Annotated in this window: 16 protein-coding genes and 2 pseudogenes; 12 read left to right on the forward strand and 6 right to left on the reverse strand. The window is 58.7% G+C overall.

Translation table 11 applies throughout. The annotated features are described in order from the left end of the window. The 11 genes and pseudogenes from AO277_RS01770 to aauR all read left to right on the forward strand — a co-directional run. Nucleotides 1-94 (forward strand): annotated as a pseudogene (locus AO277_RS01770) (IS5/IS1182 family transposase); the annotation flags it as partial. Between the two features lie 5 nt (nucleotides 95-99). Beyond that, nucleotides 100-936, forward strand: a pseudogene (locus AO277_RS01775) (MIP/aquaporin family protein); the annotation flags it as partial. A gap of 60 nt (nucleotides 937-996) precedes the next feature. Then, nucleotides 997-2,502 carry a glycerol kinase GlpK gene (gene glpK / locus AO277_RS01780; RefSeq protein WP_044319425.1) on the forward strand — a complete coding sequence of 502 codons (1,506 nt, stop codon included), beginning with the start codon at nucleotides 997-999 and terminating at the stop codon, nucleotides 2,500-2,502. A gap of 99 nt (nucleotides 2,503-2,601) precedes the next feature. Further along, nucleotides 2,602-3,357: a DeoR/GlpR family transcriptional regulator gene (locus AO277_RS01785; protein WP_011169330.1), complete on the forward strand. Its 756-nt coding sequence runs from the start codon at nucleotides 2,602-2,604 to the stop codon at nucleotides 3,355-3,357. Nucleotides 3,358-3,797: 440 nt separating this feature from the next. Continuing rightward, nucleotides 3,798-5,336: a glycerol-3-phosphate dehydrogenase gene (gene glpD, locus AO277_RS01795; RefSeq protein WP_044319426.1), complete on the forward strand. Its 1,539-nt coding sequence runs from the start codon at nucleotides 3,798-3,800 to the stop codon at nucleotides 5,334-5,336. A gap of 348 nt (nucleotides 5,337-5,684) precedes the next feature. Beyond that, nucleotides 5,685-6,599 carry a glutamate/aspartate ABC transporter substrate-binding protein gene (locus AO277_RS01800; RefSeq protein ID WP_044319435.1) on the forward strand — a complete coding sequence of 305 codons (915 nt, stop codon included), beginning with the start codon at nucleotides 5,685-5,687 and terminating at the stop codon, nucleotides 6,597-6,599. A 130-nt stretch (nucleotides 6,600-6,729) separates the two neighbouring features. Continuing rightward, entirely contained in the window at nucleotides 6,730-7,476 is a 747-nt protein-coding gene (locus AO277_RS01805; protein ID WP_044319427.1) for an amino acid ABC transporter permease, read from the forward strand. Beyond that, the gene (locus tag AO277_RS01810) at nucleotides 7,473-8,141 is read left to right on the forward strand and encodes an amino acid ABC transporter permease (RefSeq protein WP_180273421.1); all 669 of its coding nucleotides are present in this window, start codon (nucleotides 7,473-7,475) and stop codon (nucleotides 8,139-8,141) included. Before AO277_RS01805 ends, AO277_RS01810 begins: the two co-directional genes overlap by 4 nt. Next, nucleotides 8,138-8,872: an amino acid ABC transporter ATP-binding protein gene (locus tag AO277_RS01815; RefSeq protein ID WP_044319429.1), complete on the forward strand. Its 735-nt coding sequence runs from the start codon at nucleotides 8,138-8,140 to the stop codon at nucleotides 8,870-8,872. The genes AO277_RS01810 and AO277_RS01815 overlap by 4 nt, the downstream gene beginning before the upstream one ends. 55 nt (nucleotides 8,873-8,927) lie before the next feature. Beyond that, entirely contained in the window at nucleotides 8,928-10,859 is a 1,932-nt protein-coding gene (gene aauS / locus AO277_RS01820) for a two-component sensor histidine kinase AauS (RefSeq protein ID WP_044319430.1), read from the forward strand. A gap of 10 nt (nucleotides 10,860-10,869) precedes the next feature. After that, complete coding sequence (aauR, locus tag AO277_RS01825; RefSeq protein WP_099258738.1) at nucleotides 10,870-12,198, forward strand: two-component response regulator AauR; 1,329 nt, start codon at nucleotides 10,870-10,872, stop codon at nucleotides 12,196-12,198. A gap of 131 nt (nucleotides 12,199-12,329) precedes the next feature. On the opposite strand, the gene AO277_RS01835 is transcribed toward aauR, so the two are convergent. The 3 genes from AO277_RS01835 to AO277_RS01845 all read right to left on the reverse strand — a co-directional run bounded on the left by AO277_RS01835 (nucleotide 12,330) and on the right by AO277_RS01845 (nucleotide 14,888). Then, nucleotides 12,330-12,977 (reverse strand): DsbA family oxidoreductase, encoded by a 648-nt coding sequence (locus tag AO277_RS01835; RefSeq protein WP_044319431.1) that lies wholly within the window; start codon nucleotides 12,975-12,977, stop codon nucleotides 12,330-12,332. A gap of 81 nt (nucleotides 12,978-13,058) precedes the next feature. Further along, complete coding sequence (locus tag AO277_RS01840; RefSeq protein ID WP_080164866.1) at nucleotides 13,059-14,051, reverse strand: alpha/beta fold hydrolase; 993 nt, start codon at nucleotides 14,049-14,051, stop codon at nucleotides 13,059-13,061. A 123-nt stretch (nucleotides 14,052-14,174) separates the two neighbouring features. Further along, nucleotides 14,175-14,888: a uroporphyrinogen decarboxylase/cobalamine-independent methonine synthase family protein gene (locus AO277_RS01845; protein WP_044319432.1), complete on the reverse strand. Its 714-nt coding sequence runs from the start codon at nucleotides 14,886-14,888 to the stop codon at nucleotides 14,175-14,177. Between the two features lie 106 nt (nucleotides 14,889-14,994). On the opposite strand from AO277_RS01845, the gene metR reads away from it, so the two are divergent. Then, nucleotides 14,995-15,912, forward strand: coding sequence for a transcriptional regulator MetR (gene metR / locus AO277_RS01850; protein ID WP_002554872.1), 918 nt, complete (start codon nucleotides 14,995-14,997; stop codon nucleotides 15,910-15,912). A 38-nt stretch (nucleotides 15,913-15,950) separates the two neighbouring features. Here the strand turns inward: metR and AO277_RS01855 are convergent, their stop codons facing one another. The 3 genes from AO277_RS01855 to AO277_RS01865 all read right to left on the reverse strand — a co-directional run bounded on the left by AO277_RS01855 (nucleotide 15,951) and on the right by AO277_RS01865 (nucleotide 17,882). Then, the gene (locus tag AO277_RS01855; protein WP_004664074.1) at nucleotides 15,951-16,361 is read right to left on the reverse strand and encodes an NUDIX hydrolase; all 411 of its coding nucleotides are present in this window, start codon (nucleotides 16,359-16,361) and stop codon (nucleotides 15,951-15,953) included. Further along, nucleotides 16,358-17,449, reverse strand: coding sequence for a D-alanine--D-alanine ligase (gene ddlA, locus AO277_RS01860; protein ID WP_044319433.1), 1,092 nt, complete (start codon nucleotides 17,447-17,449; stop codon nucleotides 16,358-16,360). The genes AO277_RS01855 and ddlA overlap by 4 nt, the downstream gene beginning before the upstream one ends. A 151-nt stretch (nucleotides 17,450-17,600) precedes the next feature. Beyond that, the gene (locus tag AO277_RS01865) at nucleotides 17,601-17,882 is read right to left on the reverse strand and encodes a type B 50S ribosomal protein L31 (protein WP_044319434.1); all 282 of its coding nucleotides are present in this window, start codon (nucleotides 17,880-17,882) and stop codon (nucleotides 17,601-17,603) included. Nucleotides 17,883-17,986 lie beyond the last annotated feature (104 nt).

Genomic DNA, 17,986 nt, shown 5'->3' on the forward strand with positions numbered 1-17,986 from the left:
GCGTTACGACAAGCTGGCAAGTAGCTTTAAAGCGATGGTCACACTGGCTTGCATCGAAAGATGCTTGCGGGCTGACTTTTCAGACAAACCCTAAAACAACCGACACTCACCGGGCAATGTGTAGCTGAATTTCTTGGCACAGCCCTGATGATTTTTTTCGGCACAGGATGCGTTGCAGCGCTCAAGGTCGCGGGAGCCACTTTCGGCTTGTGGGAAATCTGCATCATCTGGGGCATGGCCGTCAGCATGGGGATCTACCTCAGCGCCGGCATTTCAGGTGCCCACCTCAACCCGGCCGTCAGCATCGCGCTGAGTCTGTTTGCCGGTTTCGAAAAACGCAAATTGCCTTTTTATATCTCGGCGCAAATCGCAGGCGCGTTCTGCGGAGCTGGCTTGGTGTACCTGTTGTACATCAGTCTTTTTTTCGACTTCGAACATGCGCACCACATCATTCGCGGCAGCGAACAGAGCCTTGAACTGGCGTCGGTGTTCTCGACCTATCCAAACCCTGCCATTTCCGTGGGGCAGGCATTTCTGGTCGAAGTGGTCATCACCACCATTCTGATGGGCGTCATCATGGCTCTGGGCGATGACAGCAACGGTTTGCCGCGTGGCCCGCTGGCACCCTTGCTGATCGGCCTGCTGGTGGCGGTGATCGGCAGCTCGATGGGCCCGCTGACCGGTTTTGCCATGAACCCGGCGCGCGACTTCGGCCCAAAGCTGATGACGTTCTTCGCTGGCTGGGGTGAAATAGCCTTCACCGGTGGTCGTGACATTCCTTATTTCCTGGTTCCGATTTTTGCGCCCATCCTGGGTGCCTGCCTTGGTGCTGCTGGCTATCGCGCGCTGATTGCGCGTCATCTGCCGAGTGCCGATCCTGTTGAAAACGAAAAAAATGCTCCAGTGGTTCGCGGCAAAGTTCAGGCTTCATCTTGAATTTCACTCAATTTGAATCTCACCCAACTGAATCCCACCCAACAATGCAAGGCAATCGACATGACTGACACACAGAACAAGAACTACATCATTGCTCTTGACCAGGGCACCACCAGCTCGCGCGCCATTATTTTCGACCGCGATGCCAATGTGGTGAGCACTGCCCAAAGCGAATTCGTACAGCACTATCCGCAGGCAGGCTGGGTCGAGCATGACCCGATGGAAATCTTCGCCACTCAGACTGCGTGCATGACCAAGGCGCTGGCGCAGGCTGATCTGCACCATAACCAGATCGCTGCCATCGGCATCACCAACCAGCGCGAAACCACCGTCATCTGGGAGCGCGATACCGGCCGCCCTATCTACAACGCAATTGTCTGGCAGTGCCGACGCAGCACCGAGATCTGCCAGCAGCTCAAGCGTGACGGTCTTGAGGAGTACATCAAGGACACCACAGGTCTGGTGATTGACCCGTACTTCTCCGGCTCGAAGGTCAAGTGGATCCTGGACAACGTCGAAGGCAGCCGCGAGCGCGCCCGCAAAGGCGAGCTGATGTTCGGCACCATCGATACCTGGCTGATCTGGAAATTCACTGGCGGCAAGGTTCACGTCACCGACTACACCAACGCCTCGCGGACCATGCTGTTCAACATCCATACACTGGAATGGGATCAGCGCATGCTCGACGTGCTGGATATCCCGCGCGAGATCCTGCCAGAGGTCAAAGCCTCCTCCGAGGTCTACGGTCACAGCAAAAGCGGCATGCCGATTGCCGGTATCGCAGGCGACCAGCAGGCGGCGTTGTTCGGCCAGATGTGTGTCGAACCAGGCCAGGCCAAGAATACCTACGGTACCGGCTGCTTCCTGCTGATGAACACCGGCAAGAAAGCGGTGAAATCGGCGCACGGCATGCTGACCACCATCGGCTGCGGCCCGCGTGGTGAAGTGGCCTATGCACTGGAAGGCGCGGTCTTCAACGGTGGCTCGACCGTGCAGTGGCTGCGTGACGAACTCAAGCTCATCAACGACGCGCTGGACACCGAATACTTTGCCAGCAAGGTCAAGGACAGAAACGGCGTGTACCTGGTGCCGGCGTTCACGGGCCTGGGCGCACCTTACTGGGACCCGTATGCGCGAGGCGCTCTGTTCGGCCTGACCCGCGGCGTGAAGGTTGATCACATCATCCGTGCAGCGCTGGAATCCATCGCTTATCAGACCCGCGACGTACTTGATGCCATGCAGCAGGACTCTGGCGAACGCCTCAAGTCACTGCGTGTAGATGGCGGTGCGGTAGCCAACAACTTCCTGATGCAGTTCCAGGCGGACATTCTCGGCACCCACGTCGAACGCCCGCAAATGCGTGAAACAACAGCCTTGGGCGCCGCGTTCCTGGCCGGCCTGGCGATCGGGTTCTGGAGCAGCCTGGACGAGTTGCGCAACAAGGCGGTGATCGAGCGCGTGTTCGAACCTTCCTGCGAAGAGGCCCACCGCGAGAAACTCTACGCGGGCTGGCAAAAAGCTGTCGCGCGCACCCGTGACTGGGAACCGCACGAAAACGAAGAGTGATACCCGCTGTTGTGCGGAGGGGACAGGATTCCGGCTGACAGGTCACACTTGCCTGCGGCATGATGGGCGCCATTTGCAGAGGGCGCTCAAGGAAAAACAATGAACCTGCCTCCCCGCCAACAACAGATCCTCGAACTGGTCCGTGACCGTGGTTACGTCAGCATCGAGGAAATGGCGACGCTGTTCGTCGTGACCCCACAAACCATCCGCCGTGATATCAATCAACTGGCGGAAATGAATCTGCTGCGGCGCTACCACGGCGGCGCGGCCTATGACTCCAGCATCGAAAACACCGCCTACGCCATGCGTGCGGATCAGATGCGCGACGAAAAACAACGGATCGCCGAGGCCATCGCCGCGCAGATCCCGGACAACGCCTCGTTGTTCATCAATATCGGCACCACCACCGAATCCATCGCACGCGCCCTGCTCAACCACAACAACCTGAAGATCATCACCAATAACCTACATGTGGCATCGATCCTCAGTACCAAGGATGATTTCGAGGTCCTTATAGCCGGTGGCAATGTGCGTCGTGACGGCGGCGTGGTGGGCCAGGGCAGTATCGACTTCATTACCCAGTTCAAGGTGGACTTCGCGCTGGTCGGCATCAGTGGCATTGATGAAGACGGCAGCCTGCTGGATTTCGATTATCAGGAAGTACGGGTTTCCCAGGCGATCATCGCCAACGCACGCAAAGTGCTGCTTGCCGCTGACTCCAGCAAGTTCGGGCGCAATGCGATGGTCCGGTTGGGGCCAATCACCCTCATCGATTGCCTGGTCACCGATCAGCCACCTGTGCCCGCACTGCAACAACTGCTGACCCAGCACAAGATTCGTCTGGAAGTGGTGTGATTGTCAGGAACGAGCGTTGTCCGCGATAACGCATGCCGTTCTGGACACTCTGCGCCCTATCCTGAATATGAGGCGCGGCGCAGATGTGTTACGCAGAGCGCCGAATATCGTGCGACGCTCCGCTTCGCATGCCTTTCTGGACGCTCTGCGTCCTCTTGCGGCCAGAGCGTCGCGATCTGCATTCCCGCTGGAGCCTGAGACACGAGAGGTGTCTAGGCTGGCGCGTGCAGAACGAAAAGCATCAGATAGTACGATCATCCCCCGCGTGACATCCCGCCCTACAATGTTCATTTTTGTTCTTTTCCTGACTTCACCATCAGTATTTTCAATCGATACTCGCTAGCAAGGGTCATTTTATTGAGCTATTATTTTCGAAAGTGAACATTAATGTTCAGATTCGCCTTTCGAGCTTTGCTCACGAATTGTCCAGGAGGCCACCAATGCCCCACACTACCGTGCCAACCCAACCCCTCTCCGAGGTTTACGACATCGCCGTTATTGGCGGTGGCATCAATGGTGTCGGTATTGCGGCGGATGCCTCCGGTCGCGGCCTGTCGGTTTTTCTTTGCGAGAAGGACGACTTGGCCAGCCACACGTCCTCGGCCAGCAGCAAGCTGATTCATGGCGGCCTGCGCTATCTTGAGCACTACGACTTCCGCCTGGTCCGCGAGGCACTCGCAGAGCGCGAAGTGTTGCTTGCCAAGGCGCCGCACATCGTTAAACCCATGCGCTTTGTCTTGCCGCACCGCCCGCACCTGCGTCCAGCGTGGATGATTCGTGCCGGCATGTTCCTGTATGACAACCTCGGCAAGCGCGAAAAGCTGCCCGCCTCGAAAACCATTCGTTTTGGTGCGGATAGTCCGCTCAACTCGAGCATCACCCGTGGCTTCGAATACTCCGATTGCTGGGTCGACGACGCTCGTCTGGTGGTGCTCAACGCCATGGCAGCGCGTGAAAACGGCGCGCACATTCATACTCAGACTCGCTGTGTCAGCGCCCGCCGTATCAAGGGCATGTGGCATCTGCATCTTGAGCGCAGCGACGGCAGCCTGTTCTCGATCCACGCCAAGGCATTGGTCAATGCGGCAGGCCCGTGGGTGGCCAAGTTCATCCGTGAAGACCTCAAGCTCGATTCGGCTTACGGCATCCGCCTGATTCAAGGCAGCCACCTGATCGTGCCGAAACTGTACGAGGGTGAGCACGCGTTCATTCTGCAGAACGAAGACAAGCGCATCGTGTTCACGATTCCGTACCTGGAGCACTTCACCATCGTCGGCACCACCGACCGTGAGTATCAGGGCGATCCGAACAAGGTGGACATCACCGAAGGCGAGATGGATTACGTGCTGAAAGTGGCCAACGACCACTTCAAGAAACAGTTGAGTCGCGCAGACGTGCTCCACACATTCTCTGGCGTGCGCCCGCTGTGCAACGACGAGTCCGATAATCCGTCTGCCATTACCCGTGATTACACGCTTTCGTTGTCAGGCGGCGCGGACGAGGCGCCAATTCTGTCGGTGTTCGGCGGCAAGCTGACCACCTACCGCAAACTGGCCGAATCGGCGATGACGCAATTGGCACCGTTCTTCAAGCAGATGAAACCGAGCTGGACGGCCAAGGCAGCACTGCCAGGCGGCGAAGATATGACCACGCCAGAAGCCCTGGCAGCAGAAATGACTCGCCGCTTCAGTTGGCTGCCCGCGCCTATCGCCAAACGCTGGGCGATTACCTACGGCAGCCGCAGCTGGCGTTTGCTGGAAGGCGCGCAAGGTCTGGAAGACCTCGGCCAGCATCTGGGTGCAGGTCTGTACACTCGAGAGGTCGATTACCTGTGCGACCAGGAATGGGCTACCAGCATCGAAGACATCCTGTGGCGCCGTACCAAGCTTGGCTTGTTCACCACGCCTGAAGAACAGGCCGCTGTGCGCAGCTATCTGGAAACCGTTGTGCGCAACAAGGCCGCTATCGAGGCTGCCTGATAGCTCGCATACCACCTGTTCGCCCATCGCGCGGCGAACAGGTTTGTTCCTCTGCACCGCCCTCCCCCCTGAATACTCGGTTGCATTCGGTTTTCCGAACATTTCGCTCTGCCTGATTCGGCTTCCCGGACGCTTCGATTCCGGGCGTCGCGTCAATCACGAATAAAATCTTTTAAATTCATAGCCTTGATTGATTCAAGCTGCTTGGCACGACTCATGCTCTACACTCTGAACCGAGCGTTTCGACAGGGCGTGTGTCTGGAACAGGACGCCGTTGAAGCATTCGCCAAGAAGCGGGCTGCCTCCCATTGCGGCCCCATCAATAAAAATGAAATCAAGGATTCATCAATGCGCATCGTTCCCCACCTGTTGGGCGTAGCAATCACTGCCGCTCTGATCAGCACCCCGGTTTTCGCCGCCGAACTTACCGGCACCCTGAAGAAAATCAAGGAATCCGGCACCATCACGCTGGGCCACCGTGACGCGTCCATTCCGTTTTCCTACATCGCAGACGCTTCTGGCGTACCGATGGGCTACTCGCATGACATCCAGCTGAAAATCGTCGAAGCCATCAAGAAAGACCTCGACATGCCTGACCTCAAGGTCAAGTACAACCTGGTAACGTCTCAGACCCGTATTCCGCTGGTTCAGAACGGCACCGTCGACGTTGAATGTGGTTCGACCACCAACAATGTCGAGCGTCAGCAGCAGGTCGACTTCTCCATCGGCATCTTCGAAGTCGGCACGCGCCTGCTGTCGAAAAAAGACTCCAGCTACAAGGACTTCGATGACCTGAAAGGCAAGAACGTCGTGACCACCGCAGGCACAACGTCCGAGCGCATCCTCAAGGCGATGAACGCCGACAAGCAGATGGGCATGAACGTGATCTCGGCCAAGGACCACGGCGAATCCTTCCTGATGCTTGAGTCTGGCCGTGCGGTCGCATTCATGATGGACGACGCGCTGCTGGCCGGCGAGATGGCCAAGGCCAAGAAGCCGGATGACTGGGCAGTGACCGGTACTGCGCAATCCTACGAAATCTACGGCTGCATGGTCCGCAAGGGCGATGCTCCGTTCAAGAAGGCAGTGGATGACGCCATTGTTGCCACCTACAAGTCTGGCGACATCAATGCCATCTACAGCAAGTGGTTCATGTCCCCCGTCCCGCCTAAAGGGCTGAATCTGAATTTCCCGATGAGCGACAAGCTCAAGGAACTGATTCAGAACCCGACCGACAAGGCCGCAGAAGACAAGAAAGCCTGAGCAACCGGTTCAGCCAGCCTGAACTGATCGCATCCCGGGCAGGCAAAACCTGTTCGGGGCCGGCTCCTCACTCTCGAAGTCCGACAGTGCGTGCATCTCGATATAAATAGAAAAATAGGGGGAGACCCTGATGAATTACAACTGGGACTGGGGCGTGTTCTTCAAGTCCACCGGCGTCGGCAGCGAGACCTATCTGGACTGGTTCATATCCGGCCTGGGCTGGACCATCGCCATTGCTGTCGTTGCCTGGATCATTGCCCTGATACTGGGTTCGGTACTGGGCGTCATGCGCACCGTACCAAGCCGTCTGGTATCGGGTATTGCCACGGTATACGTGGAAATTTTCCGTAATGTGCCACTGCTGGTGCAGCTGTTCATCTGGTACTTTCTGGTGCCCGACCTGCTGCCGGAAAACCTGCAGGAGTGGTACAAGCAGGACCTAAACCCGACTACCTCCGCGTTCCTGAGCGTGGTGGTCTGCCTGGGTCTGTTTACCGCTGCACGGGTCTGCGAACAGGTGCGTACCGGCATTGAAGCACTGCCAAAGGGCCAGGAATCGGCCGCGCGTGCAATGGGCTTCAAGCTGCCACAGATTTACTGGAACGTGCTGTTGCCACAGGCTTACCGGATCATCATTCCACCGCTCACTTCCGAATTCTTGAACGTGTTCAAGAACTCGTCGGTAGCATCACTGATCGGCCTGATGGAGCTGCTCGCGCAGACCAAACAGACCGCCGAGTTTTCCGCCAACCTGTTTGAAGCCTTTACGCTCACAACCCTCATCTACTTCACGCTGAACATGAGCCTGATGCTGCTGATGCGCATGATAGAGAAGAAAGTCGCTGTACCCGGACTCATCTCGCTGGGGGGCAAATAATGGACTTCACTGGAATCGTTCCGGCCATTCCCGGCCTGTGGAACGGCATGGTCATGACCCTCAAGCTGATGGCAATGGGTGTTGTCGGCGGCCTGGTGCTTGGCACTTTGCTGGCGTTGATGCGCCTGTCATCAAACAAGCTGCTGGCCAATGTGGCTGGCGCTTACGTTAACTACTTCCGTTCGATCCCGCTGCTGCTGGTGATCACCTGGTTCTACCTCGCAGTGCCATTCGTGTTGCGCTGGATTACCGGTGAAGACACGCCCATCGGGGCCTTCGCTTCCTGTGTCGTGGCCTTCATGATGTTCGAAGCCGCGTACTTCTGCGAAATCGTCCGTGCCGGCGTGCAGTCGATTTCCAAAGGACAGATGGGCGCAGCCCAGGCGTTGGGCATGAATTACTCGCAGATGATGCGACTGATCATCCTGCCCCAGGCGTTTCGCAAGATGACGCCGCTGTTGCTGCAACAGAGCATCATTCTGTTCCAGGACACCTCTCTGGTGTACACCTTGGGCCTTGTGGACTTTCTCAATGCATCGCGCTCCAGTGGCGACATTATCGGGCGCGCCAACGAGTTCCTGATCATTGCCGGTCTGGTGTATTTCACGATCAGCTTTGCCGCCTCGCTGCTGGTGAAGCGTCTGCAAAAAAGGTTTGCCGTATGATTTCCATCAAAAACGTCAACAAATGGTATGGCGACTTCCAGGTGCTGACCGATTGCAGCACCGAGGTCAGCAAAGGTGAAGTGGTTGTGGTGTGCGGGCCCTCCGGTTCCGGCAAGTCGACCCTGATCAAATGCGTGAATGCGCTGGAACCGTTTCAAAAAGGCGACATTGTCGTCGACGGCACATCGATTTCCGACTCGAAGACCAATCTGCCAAAACTGCGCTCGCGGGTCGGCATGGTGTTTCAGCACTTCGAACTGTTCCCGCACCTGAGCATTGTCGAAAACCTGACCATCGCGCAGATCAAGGTACTGGGTCGCAGCAAGGCCGAAGCGACCGAAAAAGGCCTGAAACTGCTGGACCGCGTCGGCCTGTCCGAGCATGCGCACAAGCATCCCGGGCAGCTTTCCGGTGGTCAGCAACAGCGTGTTGCCATCGCTCGCGCCCTGGCGATGGACCCGGTGGTCATGCTGTTTGACGAACCGACATCTGCGCTGGACCCCGAAATGGTCAACGAAGTGCTCGACGTGATGGTGCAACTGGCGCACGAAGGCATGACCATGATGTGCGTGACCCACGAAATGGGCTTCGCTCGCAAGGTCGCCAATCGGGTGATTTTCATGGACAAGGGAAAGATTGTCGAAGACTGCGAAAAAGAAGAGTTTTTCGGTGACGTCAGCGCACGCTCGGAACGCGCTCAGCAATTTCTCGCCAAGATTCTCCAGCACTAGGTAATGCCGGCTGCCTGCGCATTCGCGGGCAGCTGTTCGGTTCAGGACGACTGTGATGAAATGCGACCCCACTCTGTATCGCGCCGCGCCGCCATCACTCGCCGTGAAACCTCGTCTGATACGCCAACTGTTTTTACCGCCGCTGATCCTCATGCTGATGATCGGACTGGGCTATATCGCCTACCTGATCAGCGAACACAGCGGTATCAAGAGCCTGCGCGAAACCGGTGAGCGCCAGCTGGAGCTGCATGCCCGCACGGTCGAGAGCGAAATCAGCAAATACACCTATTTACCCAGCGTGCTGGAGCTTGAATCCAGCGTGTCGCAGTTGCTCAACGAGCCGAGTCCCGAGCTTCAGCAGCAGGTCAACCGCTATCTGGAAGGGATGAATCGACGCAGCGGCAGCCGCGCCATTTATGTGATGGACACCACCGGTCGGGTGCTGGCCACAAGCAACTGGCGTGATTCCGACAGTTATCAGGGTGAAGACCTGTCCTTCCGCGCCTATTTTCAGGATGCGGTGCGCGGACTGCCCGGCCGTTTTTACGGGATTGGCACCACCACGGGCGAATCGGGTTACTACCTGGCCCACGGGCTGGAAGACAAAGGCCGGATCATCGGCGTCGCCGTGATCAAGGTGCGCCTGGAAGCACTGGAAGAACGCTGGCAGCGTGCGCGCCTGGAGGCGTTTGTCAGCGACGAGAACGGCATCATCATCCTCTCGAGCGACCCGGCTCGGCGCCTGAAGTCAGTACGACCGCTCACCCCGCAGGTCAAGGAACGCCTGGCCCGTAGCCTGCAATATTACTGGTGGCCGCTTAACGAACTGGTGCCACTGGAGCGGGAAACCCTCTCCGAAGGCGTCGAAAAGCTTGTTTTCCCGGCCAACGTCAGTGTCGATCGGGAACACAAGCAGGTCAGTTATCTGGCCCAGAGCCGTCCGCTGAGCGATACCGCCTGGCACCTGACGCTGCTTACGCCACTGGAAGACCTACGCCGTGAAGCGGCCAATCAGGGCATGCTGGTAGCTGTGGCCTGCGCGCTAGTGACCTTTCTGCTGATTGCCTGGAACGAGCGGCGCAAGGTGATCTCGACCCGACTGGCGGCCAGAGAGGCGCTGCAGGCTGCGAACAATGAGCTGGAACGCAAGATCGCCGAGCGTACCGAACACCTGCGAGCCAGCAACGAACGCCTCAAGGCGCAGATTCGCGAACGAAGACAGGCTGAAGACACCCTGCGCAGAGCCCAGGACGAGTTGGTGCAAGCTGGCAAGCTGGCGGCCATCGGCCAGATGTCGACCAGCATCGCTCATGAATTGAACCAGCCTCTGGCGGCATTGCGCACCTTGTCCGGCAATACCGTGCGTTTTCTTGAGCGAGGCGCGCTGGACACCGCCAGTGCCAACCTGCGCACCATCAATGATCTGGTCGACCGCATGGGCCGCATTACCGCCAGCCTGCGCGCATTCGCCCGACGCGGCGACGATCAGGGCCAGGCGCAACTGAGCAAGGCCGTCGAGGCGGCGGCGCAGTTGCTGGGCGTACGCCTGGAGCAGTCTGGCCTGACGTTACACCGAGACTTCGTCGACGCCACCCTGAGCATCGACCAGACCCGCCTGGAACAGATCCTGGTCAATCTGATCGGCAATGCGCTGGATGCCATGTTCAACCAGCCAGCGCCCGAGTTGTGGCTCACCGGGTCAATTGAAGACGGGCGTTATCGCTTGCGGGTACGTGATAACGGGCACGGCATCGATACCAAAACCCGCAAGCACCTGTTCGAACCTTTCTTCAACACCAAACCCGGCGAACAAGGCCTGGGACTGGGCCTGACCCTGTCGGCGAGCCTCGCCGCCGCAGCCGGGGGCAGCCTGAGCGCAGAGCACCCAGGTGACGGCGGCACAACATTTTTCCTGAGCCTGCCATTTGTCCCCGATGCCCCGACCGACAATCGCCCGAGCGGCCCCGGCCCAGGTGGACTGACATGAGACGACACCCATGAGCATCAACAGCGACCTGACCGTGCTGATCGTCGAAGACGACCCGCATGTGTTGCTCGGCTGCCAGCAGGCGCTGGCGCTGGAAGACATTGCCAGCGAAGGCGTATCCAGCGCCGAAGACGCCCTCAAGCGCATCGGTGACAATTTTGTCGGTATCGTCATCAGCGACATTCGTTTGCCGGGTATCGACGGGCTGGAATTATTGAGCCGCCTCAAGGCGCGTGACAGCAGCCTGCCGGTGGTGCTGATCACCGGCCACGGCGACATCACCATGGCCGTCAACGCAATGCGCGATGGTGCTTACGATTTCATGGAGAAACCCTTTTCTCCCGAGCGTCTGGTCGACGTCACCCGGCGCGCGCTGGAGCAGCGCGGGCTGGCCCGTGAAGTCTGGGCGTTGCGCAAGCAACTTGCCGAACGCGATTCGCTGGAAGGCCGGATCATCGGCCGCTCCCCCGCCATGCAAAACCTGCGCGCATTGATTACCAACGTCGCCGATACGTCGGCCAATGTGCTGATCGAAGGCGAGACCGGCACCGGCAAGGAGCTAGTCGCGCGCTGCCTGCACGACTTCAGCCGACGCAAGGACAGTCAGTTCGTGGCACTCAATTGCGGCGGGCTGGCAGAAAGCCTGTTCGAGTCGGAAATTTTCGGTCACGAAGCCAATGCATTTACCGGCGCGGGCAAGCGGCGCATCGGCAAGATCGAACACGCCCACAATGGCACGCTGTTTCTCGATGAAGTGGAAAGCATGCCGGTCAACCTGCAGATCAAACTGTTGCGCGTCCTCCAGGAACGAACTCTGGAGCGGCTTGGTTCGAACCAAAGTGTTGCAGTGGATTGCCGGGTCATTGCGGCGACCAAATCCGACCTCAATGCACTGAGCAAGACCAGTCAGTTCCGCAGCGACCTGTATTACCGTCTGAACGTCGTCACGCTGGAGCTGCCGCCATTGCGTGAGCGCCGCGAAGACATTCTGCAACTGTTCGAACACTTCCTGCAGTTGTCGTCATTGCGCTTCGACCGTGAGCCGCCGACGCTGGACAGACAGACCAGTTCAAGCCTGATGAGCCACGACTGGCCGGGTAACGTGAGGGAGCTGCGCAACGTAGCCGAGCGGTTTGCCTTGGGTCTGCCGGCGTTCAAACAGGCAGGCACGGTCAGTGAAAATCAAAGCCTGGGGTTTGCCGAAGCGGTTGAGGCCTTCGAACGATCCCTGCTCAGCGAGGCCCTGCAACGCAGCGGCGGCAACCTCAGCCAGGCCAGTCAGGAACTGGGCATGGCCAAGACCACCTTGTTCGACAAGGTCAAGAAATACGGGCTTTGAGCACTGTGTCCAATCTTGAGTGTGCGGTATCGCGCAGATCTGTGACGCAGAGCGTCACCCACTGCATTCCCACGCTGGAGCGTGCGGAACGATAGGCGTCCGCACGACACCGACCCTGCACAGGCAGTACCTTACTTCGACTCGCTGAGCATCTGCCGGATCGCGCTGACGAACACTTCAACCGGCTGCCCGCCCGATACCGCGTACTGGTCGTTGAAGACCATGGTCGGCACGGAGGTGATACCGCGGGATGTCCAGAGTTGCTCGGCTTCGCGGACCTCTGCGGTGTACTCGCCGCTGTCGAGGATGGCCTGAGCACGCAAACGGTCCAGGCCGACCTTCTGCGCTACGTCTGCCAGGGTCTGGTGGCTGGACGGATCTTTCAGGTAACTGAAATAGGCTTCGAACAGCGCCTGCTTCAATGCGTACTGCTTGCCTTGTTGTTCGGCCCAGTGCAACAGGCGATGAGCATCGAACGTGTTGTAGATACGTCGCTCGCCCTTGGCAAAGGTGAAGCCCAGCTCGGCACCGCGCGCACGAATCGTCTCGTGAATGCTTTCGATCTGTTCTGGCGTAGAGCCATATTTTTCGGCGATGTGCTCTTTGATGTCCTGCCCTTCGGCAGGCATGTTCGGGTTCAACTCGAAAGGCTGGAAGTGGATGTGCGCTTGCACTTCATCCCCCAGCGCCTCCAGCGCCTGATCCAGCGCGCGCAGGCCGATGACACACCAGGGGCAGGAAACATCGGAGATGAAATCGATCTTCAGTGCAGTCGTCATATCGGCCCTTTTCAGTCAGCAGATTCAATAAGCAAGGGCCATACGATACACCTCTGTCAGTGCCTGACAACCGGGCAGGCTTTACAGTTGGGCAAGGCTGCGACCGTCTTCATGCTGGGCTTTCAGGTACGGCAGCACAGCCCCGAGCAACGGTGCCTTGAAGGCTTCCTGAAAACGGTGAGCCAGCCCCGGAATCAGGCGCAACTGGCTGCCCTGAATGTGCGCGGCCACATGCACACCATGCATGACCGGCAACAATGGATCAGCCGTGCCATGCACGACCAGCACCGGCAGGCGCAGACGGTTCAGCAACTCCACCCGGCTCGGCTCGGCCAGAATCGCCATGATCTGACGCTTGACGCCCTCGGGATTGAAGGCCCGGTCGTAGGACACCGCAGCCTGATGCAGCAGTTGCTGGCGATCATCCTTGACCTGCGGGCTGCCCAGCGCCGCAAGCAGATCGGCCTGCTGCTCGATGGCCATTTCCCGGTTGGGTGCGCCGCGCCGCGCCAGCAGTTGCATCAACGCCGCACTGGGCATAGGCAAGCCCTGCGCACCGGAGCTGGTCATGATCAGCGTCAGGCTTTCGACCCGCGACGGGGCCAGATCGGCCAGGTGCTGGGCAATCATGCCGCCCATGCTCGCGCCAAGAACGTGAAACTGGCGAATCTGCAAGGCGTCCATCAGGCCCAAGGCATCATCGGCCATATCGGTCAGCGAATACGGCGCAGAGACCGGCAGGCCCAGCTTGTAGCGCAGCACTTCAAAGGTCAGGTTGGCCTCGGCTGGCTGTTGCACCCAGGTAGACAGACCGACGTCGCGATTGTCGTAGCGAATCACCCGGTAGCCCTGCTGACACAGCGCAACCACAACCTCGTCCGGCCAATGAATCAACTGCCCGCCAAGGCCCATTACCAACAGCAAGGCAGGGTCGGACTCACTGCCGATGCTTTGATAGGCAATTCGTACCTCTTTAAGGTCAGCATGCTGTACAGGAACATCGACATCACAACGATCGGCCGCAAAAGACGGCAAGCCGCACAGAAGCGCGGCCAGAAAAATTAAAACCCGCATGAAAAACACCAAAAAACAGATCCCCAGTAGGCCGCGAGTCTGATGATGTTTCCCCAAGCGCGGTGCCACACTTGCGTGACAGTTTGATGAATGGCGCTGAGCGGTCGTTAATCGAGTGTTGCGTTACGCGGCGAACTGATCCGCCACCATCAGGTTTTCTCCAAAACGGGCGCGCGCTTCGAGGAGTGACTCCTGGTGCCAGCCCGAATGCGTGTCGCACTCGCCCAAGGACAGGACCTTGTAAACCGGCAGACGATCAAACACCGGAGCCAGCAGCTCCGGTTCGGTCACGCTGTCCAGATGCAACCCTGCACCCAGGTTGGGCCGCAGGTCACCGTGATAAAGACCAATGAGCTTCTTCAACGGCGAATACTGAAGAATGTGATAGGCACGTTCGAAGGCGTTGCTCCATGCCAGCGGCAGGTCGAGCGCCAGGATCGGTTCGTCGATCTGAATCCACTCGACACCGCGCGCCGCCAGACGCCCGAAGATCTCGCCATACACCGGCAGCAGATGCTCCAGCAGGTCGAGGCGATCTACCTGGTCACCCTGAACGTCACTTAGCCAGAGCAGTGTCAGAGGACCGATCAATGCGGGCTTGCGGCCTTGCTCGCACGCTTCAGCGACGCTCGCCAGCAGCGGTGCCCAATCAGGCTGAAAACGCTGGTCGCGTTTCAGGTGTGGCACCTGCTGCGGGTAACGCGCCATCAACCAGCTGCGCAGTTCGGCGTCAGTTGTCGCAACACCCTGATCCTGTTTCCAGAAAGCCTGCAGAGCGTGCTGCAATTCACGGTCTGCGCCAATGTGAAAATAGTCAGGGTGTTGAGTCAGGGCCACGATGCGTCCTCCATAAAAGATGGGTCTATTGTCGACAGCTGACACAACATGAGACAAACTCATTTTTTTCGTGTTGATCACAAATACTGCTCATGGAGCACTGACGGTGCTTGAAATACGCCACCTCAAAACCCTGCACGCCCTGCGCGAGGCCGACAGCCTTGTGGAGGCCGCCGAACGCCTGCATCTGACGCAGTCGGCGCTGTCCCATCAGTTCAAGGAACTGGAAGAGCGCATGGGCATGCCGCTGTTTGTGCGCAAGACCAAACCGGTACGGTTTACCAGCGCCGGTCTGCGCCTGCTGCAATTGGCCGATTCCATGCTGCCGCAACTGCGCAGTGCCGAGCGTGACATCGCCCGTCTGGCAGGCGGCACCGCGGGAAGGCTGCACATGGCAATCGAATGCCACAGCTGTTTTCAATGGCTGATGCCGACCATCGACCAGTTCCGCGATGCCTGGCCCGAGGTCGAACTGGACCTGTCTTCCGGCTTCTCGTTTGCACCATTGCCCGCGCTGGCGCGTGGTGACCTGGACTTGGTGGTGACGTCCGACCCGCTGGAATTGCCCGGCATCACCTACGTGCCGCTGTTCACCTATGAAGCGATGCTGGCGGTGGCCAATCAACACGCGCTGGCGGGCCGGCCGTACATTGTTCCAGAAGACCTGCTCAGCGAAACGCTGATCACCTACCCGGTGGAGCGCGACCGACTGGACATCTTTACCCGTTTTCTGGAGCCCGCCGATATCGAGCCTGCACAGGTACGAACCTCGGAATTGACGGTGATGATGATGCAACTGGTCGCCAGCGGACGCGGGGTCTGTGGGATGCCGCACTGGGCGCTGCATGAATACAGCTCACGCGGTTATGTGAAGGCCAAGCGCCTGGGTGAGAAAGGACTGTTCGCAACGCTGTATGCCGGTATTCGCGCCGACATGCTCGACGCACCGTACATGCGCGATTTCCTGCTGACCGCCAAGGACACCTCGTTTTCAACGCTGGACGGGGTGAGTGTGGTTCGCTGACAGTGTCGTCCTGCGCCAAGGCACAGGACGACACGGGTTCAGTTCGCTCGGGTTTGCCGCTGGCGGTACAACGGCAGGATCAGGTCGCGTGTCAGCGGAGCCAGATGCACATCCGCAAGACTGTCTGCGCCGACCCAGAGTACTTCTTCGATCTCGGCGGCGGGCAGAACCTGGGCATCAGATCTGACCTCGTAAAGCTGACAACACACCTCAAAACCTGGCTCATTGGCAGCCGGTGCAACGAACTCGCCGAGAAACAGCGCCTGCTGCGGATCGATGATCAGCCCGAGTTCTTCTTCAAGCTCCCTGGCCAGCGCCCGCGGTGCCGGTTCGCCAGGTTCGATCTTGCCGCCCGGTTGCATGAATGCCTGAGTGCCGCGCTTGCGCACCAGCAGGGTCCGGCCGTCTGTGCCGATCAGCAGCGCCGCCGCGATGCGGATTATCTTCATGCAAAGATTTCCGTTTTCAGCAAACGTGCCTGATCAGCGCGCTCAAGGGCCAGCACGATCAGGCGATGGATCAGTTCGGCGTAGGTCAGACCGCTGGCCTGCCAGAGCTTGGGGTACATGCTGATGGAGGTGAAGCCAGGCAGCGTGTTGACCTCATTGATGATGATGTCACGCGTGTCGGTAACGAAGAAATCGACCCGCGAAAGCCCTGCGCAACCCAGCACCTTGTAAGCCTGCAACGCGACTTCACGCACCTGATCACTCAGATCGGCAGGAAACTCGGCGGGTATCGCGATGCGCGCCTGATCACCATTCAGGTACTTGGTGTCGTAGGCGTAGAACTCGTCGTTGGCAATCACTTCGCCACAGACACTGACCTGCGCATCGAAGTTACCCAGTACCGCGCACTCCACTTCCCGGCCGACGATGCCCTGCTCGATCAGCAGCTTGTGGTCAAATTCGAAACCCAATGCCAGCGCAGCCACGAAGCCAGCCTCGTCAGACACTTTGCTGACGCCCACCGACGAGCCTTGATTGGCCGGCTTGACGAACATCGGCAGGCCCAATTGCGTGGCTGCATCAGCGAACGACAAGGTTTCCGCACGGCTGAGCACCATGAACGGCGCGACAGCAATGCCTGCATCGCGCAGCAGACGCTTGGTCACGTCTTTGTCCATACACGCCGCCGAGGCGAGTACGTCAGCGCCGACAAACGGAACGGCCAGCATGCGCAGCACGCCTTGCAACGCACCGTCCTCACCAAACGCGCCGTGGATCAGCGGAAATACCACGTCAATGGCTGCCAGTGGCTTGCCTGTATCGACCTCGACAAACTGGCCACCAGTGCTGCCAGGCAACAGCGACAACTGCTTGCCGGATGCGCTCAGTTTGATCCGCGCAGGATCATTGGCATTGAGCAGGTAGTCGCCCTCGTCGAAGCGCAACCAGCGGCCCAGCTTGTCGACGCCGATCAGGGTCAGCGTATAGCGTTCACGATCAATCGCATTGATCACGTTGCGTGCCGACTGCAACGAAACCTCATGCTCGCTGGATTGCCCACCGAAAACGATGGCGACTGACTTTTTCAAAGCGGTTACTCCTGTTTTTCAGGCCGCGAACATAAAAGCAATGTTGGCTGTTAGTCCAGCAGATGATTGGCCATACGCCTGGAATTCAGGCAAAAAAAACCCGGTGGTGGGCAATCCATGCGAAATGCCCATCACCGGGAGGTCAGACAGCTCATTGAGCCGCTGCGGTTTCTTTCTTGCCGCCAGAGCCGAAGGTGGCGAAACGCTTGTTGAAACCCGCGATCCGGCCCTCGTTGGTGGTCTTGCGCTGCTGCCCGGTATACATCGGGTGCGAGGCGCTGGACACGTCTAGCGCGACATAAGGATGGGTGTTGCCGTCGGTGTGCTGCTGCGTACGGTCTGTGTCTACGGTCGAGCCGATCAGGAAGTAGACGTCGGCAGCGGTGTCGTGGAACAGCACAGTACGGTAAGAGGGATGGATGTCGGGTTTCATGGTTAGGTTTTGTACGAAAAGTCGGCTGGGGTAGAATTGCCGCCATGATTGGCTGGAGGCCCGCATGGCAAAGCGTTACGAACTCTCCGACTCATCGTGGGAAT

This window comes from Pseudomonas amygdali, assembly GCF_002699855.1.
Taxonomy (GTDB): Bacteria; Pseudomonadota; Gammaproteobacteria; order Pseudomonadales; family Pseudomonadaceae; genus Aquipseudomonas; species Aquipseudomonas amygdali.